This is a genomic window from uncultured Intestinimonas sp. (assembly GCF_944387725.1).
Taxonomy (GTDB): Bacteria; Bacillota; Clostridia; order Oscillospirales; family Oscillospiraceae; genus Intestinimonas.
The window spans coordinates 1-7,562 of record NZ_CALXGA010000086.1 but is presented as its reverse complement, the minus strand read 5'-3'; the positions used below and the strand labels follow the sequence as shown (position 1 = coordinate 7,562).

Here is a 7,562-nt window from a genome sequence, read left to right as displayed (position 1 = left end):
CACATCTTTAAGCCCTTGTCAAGTGCTTTCTCTAAACTTCTTCGGAGAAGCACCGCCTTCCGGCTGACGCGAACTCGTTTATGCTACCACATGTCTTCGCCCTTGTCAAGTACTTTTTTCAGAAGCCTCCCGGCCGCCCGGCCGATTCCCCTTCTGCTCCAGTGCTTTCCTGAAGCGCTCAGTTACTATACCAAATCCTCCCCAGCTTGTCAACTCCCTTTTTCAACTTTTTTCGAGGTTCTTTTCCGGGCGCACAGATGTCCGCAGATGCGGCACTTGCACCCCATAGAAATTCGTGTTACTCTATAGAAGAATACAATCTGACATGCTGACGGGGGAGGTCAAACACACTATGCCCATCAAGATTCCCGATTCCCTTCCGGCCCGCGCCACCTTAGAGAGTGAAAACATCTTTGTCATGACGGAATACAGGGCCATGCACCAGGACATCCGCCCTTTGAATGTACTGATTCTCAACCTGATGCCCACAAAAATCGTCACGGAGACCCAAATCCTGCGAAAGCTCTCCAACACCCCCCTCCAGGTACAGGTGGAACTCCTGCGCACCTCCAGCTACCAGTCTCAGCACACGGATGAGGACCATCTGGAGTCCTTCTACACCACCTTTGACCAGGTCAGGGGCCAGAACTTCGACGGCATGATTATCACCGGCGCCCCGGTGGAGAATCTGGACTTTACCCAGGTGGACTACTGGGAGGAGCTCTGCGAGATCATGGCCTGGACCAAAACCCATGTCCACTCCACCCTCCACATCTGCTGGGGCGCCCAGGCCGGCCTCTACTATCACTACGGCGTAGAGAAGCACACCCTGCCCGCCAAGCTCTTCGGCGTCTTTGACCACCGGGTCCTCAAGCCCAGCTCCCCCCTCTTCCGGGGCTTTGACGACGTATTCCAGGCCCCCCACTCCCGGTACACCGAGGTGTATGAGAGCGACATCCGCACCATCCCGGAGCTGGAGCTCCTCTCGGTCTCCGGAGACGCCGGGGTCTATGCGGTGAAGAGCGTGGACTCCCACCAATTCTTCGTCATGGGCCACCCGGAATACGACCCAGACACCCTGGCCAGGGAGTACTTCCGGGACCGGGAGAAGGGGCTGGACATCCACATTCCCTACCACTATTTCCCGGACAATGACCCCTCCCGTCCCCCCATTGTGCGCTGGCGCAGCGCGGGCCAGCTCCTCTACACCAACTGGCTGAATTATTATGTCTACCAGACCACCCCCTATGACCTGCGGAGTATTTCGAGATAAAACTATACAAAAAATAAGTTGCAGAGAATCGCTGTTATTGCGATTCTCTGCAACTTTTTTGCGGCGTTATCTTTACAAAAGACTGTCCTGCGGCAGGCCCATTTCCGAGTTATTCGTCCGTGATGGTCACGTCCTCCGGCTCGGGCTCCCCGCCCACCGCAGCCATGGCGGGCTCCACGCCGGTGTCGGGGGCCTGGGGGGGCGCGGCGGGGGGATCGTCGGGGCTCATGGTATCCCAGTCGAACTGACGGTACCGGGCCAGGCCGGAGCCGGCGGGGATGAGCTTGCCGATGATGACGTTCTCCTTCAGGCCCAGCAGATGGTCCACCTTGCCCTTGATGGCAGCCTCGGTGAGGACCTTGGTGGTCTCCTGGAAGGAGGCGGCAGACAGGAAGGACTCGGTGGCCAGGCTGGCCTTGGTGATGCCCATGATGGTGTGGGCGGCCACCGGGAGCCGGAGCTCCTGACCGTCCTCCCCCGCCTCGCCGGCGTCGATACGCGCCTGGACCGCCTGCCGGGCGTCCCGGAACTCCACCAGGTCGATGGTGGAGCCGCTGAGGAGGCTGGAGTCCCCGGCGTCCTCCACCCGGACCTTGCGCATCATCTGGCGGGCGATGACCTCGATGTGCTTGTCGTTGATGTCCACGCCCTGCTGACGGTAGGGCTTCTGGACCTCCTGGATGAGGTAGTTGTAGACAGCGTGGGTACCCCGGATGCGGAGCACGTCGGCGGGGTACAGGGCGCCGTCGGTGAGCATGGCGCCCTTCTCCACGCTGTCGCCCTCCTTGACCCGGATGCCCGCGTTGTGGGCCAGGACATAGGTGACCACCTCGCCGTCGTCGGCGGTGATGGTGACGTTGACCATGCCGCCCTTCTTGGCGTCCTCCATGGTGACCCGGCCGCTGATCTCGGCCAGCTGGGCCATTTTCTTGGGCCGGCGGGCCTCAAAGAGCTCCTCCACGCGGGGAAGACCCTGGGTGATGTCGCCGCCGGCCACGCCGCCGGTGTGGAAGGTCCGCATAGTGAGCTGGGTGCCCGGCTCGCCAATGGACTGGGCGGCGATGATGCCCACGGCCTCGCCCTCGCCCACCGGCTCGCCGATGGCCAGGTTGATGCCGTAGCACCGGGAGCACACGCCGCTGCGGGCCTCGCAGGTGAGGACGGATCGGATCATCACCTCATGGATGCCGTGGTCCTCCAGAAGCTGGGCGTCGTCGGCGGTCATCATGGTGTGGTGGTCGATGAGGACCTCCCCGGTCTGGGGATCGCAGATATCCTCCACGGGGTAGCGGCCCTTGAGGCGTTCGCCGAAGGTCTCAATGACCTGGCCATTCTCCACGATCTCGCTGACCAGGATGCCGTCGTGGGTTCCGCAGTCCTCCTCCCGGATGATGACCTCCTGGGAGACGTCCACCAGCCGGCGGGTGAGGTAGCCGGAGTCGGCGGTCCGCAGGGCGGTGTCGGCCATGCCCTTCCGGGCGCCCCGGGAGGAGATGAAGTACTCCAGAACGCTCAGGCCCTCGCGGAAGTTGGACTTGATGGGGATCTCGATGGTGCGGCCGGAGGTGTCGGCCATCAGACCGCGCATGGCGGCCAGCTGGCGGATCTGGGCGGTGGAACCGCGGGCGCCGGAATCGGCCATCATCCAGATGGGGTTGTAGCGGTCCAGCACCCCCATCAGGGCGTCGGTGACGTCCTTGGTGGTCTTCTCCCATGCCTGAACCACCAGGCGGTAGCGCTCGTCGTTGGTGAGGAAGCCCCGCTTGTACTGCCGGTCGATCTTGACGATCTCCTTCTCGGTGGCGGCGATGAGGGCGGGCTTCTGGGGAGGCACCGTCATGTCGCTGATGGAGACGGTCAGGGCCCCCTTGGTGGAGAATCTGTAGCCCTTGGCCTTGATGACGTCCAGCACCCCGGCGGACACAGTGAAGCCGTGCTTGGTGATGCACTTGTCGATGATCCTGCCCAGCTGCTTCTTGCCGGTGATGAAGTTGATCTCTGGCTCGAACATCTCCTCCGGGTCCTCCCGGTCCACAAAGCCCAGGTCCTGGGGGATGCCCTCGTTGAAGATCAGGCGGCCCACAGTGGTGCGGACCAGCTTGTGGCGGACCTCGCCGTCCACCTCCCGGCTGCGGCGGACCAGAATGGGCACATGGAGGTCCAGCTCCCCCTCGTCGTAGGCCAGGCGGGCCTCCCCGTCGTCGGAGTAGACCCGGTAGACCTCCCGGGGCAGCTCGCCGTCGGGGGTGTCCTGGCAGATGCCGGCGTAGGTGGGGATGTCGTCCAGACTGCCGGGGCGCTTCACCCAGACCTTGTCGTCGGGCTGGATGAGACCGGCCTCCAGGTCGGCCTTCACCGCCTCGATGTCGTCGTAGGCGAAGCTGTGCGCCTCATACCGCTCGTAGGTGAGGTAGTAGGAGCCCAGCACCATGTCCTGGGTGGGGACGGTGACAGGGCCGCCGTCCTGGGGCCGCAGGAGGTTATTGGCCGAGAGCATCAGGATGCGGGCCTCGGCCTGAGCCTCGGTGGACAGGGGCACATGGACGGCCATCTGGTCGCCGTCAAAGTCGGCGTTGAAGGCGGTGCACACCAGGGGGTGGAGCTTAATGGCCCGGCCCTCCACCAGCACCGGCTCGAAGGCCTGGATGCCCAGACGGTGGAGGGTGGGGGCCCGGTTGAGCATCACCGGGTGCTCCTTGATGACAAAATCCAGGGCGTCCCAGACCTCGGGGCGGCCCTTGTCCACCATCTTCTTGGCGGACTTGATGTTGTTGGCCAGGCCGTCCTCCACCAGCTTTTTCATGACAAAGGGCCGGAAGAGCTCAATGGCCATCTCCTTGGGCAGGCCGCACTGGTAGATCTTCATCTCGGGGCCCACCACGATGACGGACCGGCCGGAGTAGTCCACCCGCTTGCCCAGCAGGTTCTGGCGGAAGCGGCCCTGCTTGCCCTTGAGCATGTCGCTGAGGGACTTGAGGGCACGGTTGTTGGCGCCGGTGACGGCCCGGCCGCGTCTCCCGTTGTCGATGAGGGCGTCCACCGCCTCCTGGAGCATCCGCTTCTCATTGCGGACGATGATGTCCGGGGCGTTGAGCTGGATGAGGCGCTTGAGGCGGTTGTTGCGGTTGATGACCCGCCGGTAGAGGTCGTTTAGGTCGCTGGTGGCGAAGCGGCCGCCGTCCAGCTGGACCATGGGCCGGATTTCCGGGGGAATCACCGGCAGCACGTCGATAATCATCCACTCTGGCTTGTTGCCGGAGAGGCGGAAGGCGTCCACCACCTCCAGGCGCTTGACAATGCGGGCCTTCTTCTGGCCGGAGGCGTCCTTGAGCTCGGCCCGGAGCTGGCTGGAGAGCTCCTCCAGGTCGATGTCCTGGAGCAGCTTCTTCACGGCCTCGGCCCCCATGGCGGCCTGGAAGTCATCCTCGTACTTCTCCCGCATGTCCCGGTATTCCTTCTCCGTGAGGATCTGGTTCTTGGCCAGGGGGGAGAAGCCGGGGTCGGTGACGATATAGGCGGCGAAGTAGAGCACCTTTTCCAGAATGCGGGGGCTGATGTCCAGCAGCAGGCCCATCCGGGAGGGAATGCCCTTAAAATACCAGATGTGGCTCACCGGGGCGGCCAGCTGGATGTGGCCCATGCGCTCCCGGCGGACCTTGGCCCGGGTGACCTCCACGCCGCAGCGGTCGCAGATTTTGCCCTTGTAGCGAATCTTCTTATACTTGCCGCAGTGGCACTCCCAGTCCTTGGTGGGCCCAAAAATTCGCTCGCAGAACAGGCCGTCCCGCTCTGGCTTCAGGGTGCGGTAGTTGATGGTCTCCGGCTTGAGCACCTCGCCGTAGGACCACTCCAGAATCTGCTCCGGGGAGGCGATGCCAATGCGGATGGCGTCAAATTCAGCGTAACTCATATTCCTAAAACCGTCCTCCCTCTTTTAATCCATCTCATCGGGGTCCGCGTCATAGCTGTCATCCCCGCTGTAGCCGTCGTCCTCATCTCCGGCGCTGTCGGAGGCCGTCAGGTCGTCGTCGTCGCTGCCCTCCTTGAGGGTGAAGCCCGCCTCGGTGAAGTCGGACTCCCCTCCGGAGTTGTAGCCGTAGAAGTCGTCGTCATCCCGGATGCGGTCGGGCTGATAGACGTCGTCGTCGTCCTCCTTGAGCTCGATCTGGTTGCCCTCCCGGTCCAGGACCTGGACGTCCAGACACAGGGCCTGGAGCTCCTTGACCAGGACCTTGAAGGACTCGGGCACCCCGGGCTTGGGCACGTTGTGGCCCTTGACAATGGCCTCGTAGGTGCGCACGCGGCCGGTGACGTCGTCGGACTTGACGGTGAGAATCTCCTGGAGGGTGTAGGCGGCGCCGTAGGCCTCCAGAGCCCAGACCTCCATCTCGCCGAAGCGCTGGCCGCCGAACTGGGCCTTGCCGCCCAGGGGCTGCTGGGTGACCAGGGAATAGGGGCCGGTGGACCGGGCGTGAATCTTGTCGTCCACCAGATGGTGGAGCTTGAGGAAGTAGACGTAGCCCACGGTGACCCGGTTGTCAAAGCGCTCGCCGGTGCGGCCGTCGTAGAGCCAGCTCTTGCCGTCCTTGGCCAGACCGGCGGCCTCCAGGGTGGCGGCGATCTCTGGCTCGTCGGCGCCGTTGAAGATGGGGGTGGCCACCTTCCAGCCCAGGGCCTGGGCGGCGTAGCCCAGGTGGACCTCCAGCACCTGCCCGATGTTCATACGGGAGGGCACGCCCAGGGGATTGAGCACGATATCCAGGGGGGTGCCGTCGGGCAGGAAGGGCATATCCTCCTGGGGCAGAATGCGGGAGACCACGCCCTTGTTGCCGTGGCGGCCGGCCATCTTGTCGCCCACGGAGATTTTCCGCTTCTGGGCGATGTAGACCCGGACCACCTCGTTGACGCCGGGGGAGAGCTCATCCCCCGCCTCCCGGGTGAAGACCTTCACATCCACAATGATGCCGCTCTCGCCGTGGGGCACCTTCAGGGAGGTGTCCCGGACCTCCCGGGCCTTCTCGCCAAAGATGGCCCGGAGAAGCCGCTCCTCGGCGGTGAGGTCGGTCTCGCCCTTGGGGGTGACCTTGCCCACCAGGATGTCGCCGGCCCGGACCTCGGCGCCCACCCGGATGATGCCCCGCTCGTCCAGGTCCTTCAAGGCGTCCTCGCCCACGTTGGGGATGTCCCGGGTGATCTCCTCGGGGCCCAGCTTGGTGTCCCGGCTCTCGGTCTCGTACTCCTCGATGTGGATGGAGGTAAACACGTCCTCCTTCACCATGCGCTCGTTGAGGAGTATGGCGTCCTCGTAGTTGTAGCCCTCCCAGGTCATAAAGCCCATGAGGATGTTCTTACCCAGAGCAATCTCGCCGTTGGAGGTGGAGGGGCCGTCTACCAGGACCTCCCCCTGCTCCACCCGCTGGCCCACCGAGACGATGGGCCGCTGGTTGATGCAGGTGCCGTGGTTGGAGCGCATGAACTTGGTGAGCTTGTAGTCCACCACCCGGCCGCCGTCGTAGCGCAGGGTGATAGACTGGGCGGAGACCTTGGTGACCACGCCGGACTCCTCGGCCAGGATGACGATCTCGGAGTCGATGCAGTTCTTGTGCTCCTGGCCGGTGGCCACAATGGGGGCCTCGGTGGTCAAAAGGGGCACGGCCTGGCGCTGCATGTTGGCGCCCATCAGGGCCCGGTTGGCGTCGTCGTTCTCCAGGAAGGGGATCATGGCGGTGGCGATGGAAACCATCATCTTGGGAGAGACGTCGATATAGTCCACCTGCTCCCGGTCCACCTCGATGACCTCGTTGCGGTGGCGGCAGGTGATGCGGGGGTTGAGGAGGACGCCATTTTCATCGGTGGGCTCGGTGGCCTGGGCGATGATGTACTCGTCCTCCACGTCGGCGGTCATATAGTCAATGGTGCCGGTGACCTTGCCGGTGGCCTTGTCAACCTTCCGGTAGGGGGCCTCGATGAAGCCGTAGCGGTTGATGCGGGCGTAGGAGGCCAGGTAGGAGATGAGGCCGATGTTGGGGCCTTCGGGGGTCTCAATGGGGCACAGGCGGCCGTAGTGGGAGTAGTGGATGTCCCGGACGTCGAAGGAGGCCCGGTCCCGGCTCAGGCCGCCGGGGCCCAGGGCGGACATGCGGCGCTTGTGGGTCAGCTCGGCCAGAGGGTTGGTCTGATCCATGAACTGGCTCAGAGGGGAGGAGCCGAAAAACTCCTTGATGGCGGCGGTGACGGGGCGGATGTTGATGAGGCTCTGGGGGGTGACGATGTCCAGATCCTGGATGGT

General features: G+C 63.8%; 3 protein-coding genes. 1 reads left to right on the top strand and 2 read right to left on the bottom strand.

The window, feature by feature from the left end; genetic code table 11:
• The first annotated feature begins 352 nt into the window (after positions 1-352).
• Positions 353-1,273: a homoserine O-succinyltransferase gene (gene metA / locus Q0K09_RS09925; protein WP_294475826.1), complete on the top strand. Its 921-nt coding sequence runs from the start codon at positions 353-355 to the stop codon at positions 1,271-1,273.
• Between the two features lie 109 nt (positions 1,274-1,382).
• On the opposite strand, the gene rpoC is transcribed toward metA, so the two are convergent.
• Together rpoC and rpoB are read right to left on the bottom strand one after the other, a co-directional pair.
• Entirely contained in the window at positions 1,383-5,183 is a 3,801-nt protein-coding gene (rpoC, locus tag Q0K09_RS09920) for a DNA-directed RNA polymerase subunit beta' (protein WP_294475824.1), read from the bottom strand.
• Between the two features lie 24 nt (positions 5,184-5,207).
• On the bottom strand, positions 5,208-7,562 hold a 2,355-nt coding region (gene rpoB / locus Q0K09_RS09915; RefSeq protein WP_294475822.1), incomplete at its 5' end, for a DNA-directed RNA polymerase subunit beta.

Coding starts and splice junctions, on each gene's coding strand:
- metA (WP_294475826.1), top strand. CDS start 353: ATGCCCATCAAGATTCCCGATTCCCTTCCGGCCCGCGCCACCTTAGAG.
- rpoC (WP_294475824.1), bottom strand. CDS start 5,183: ATGAGTTACGCTGAATTTGACGCCATCCGCATTGGCATCGCCTCCCCG.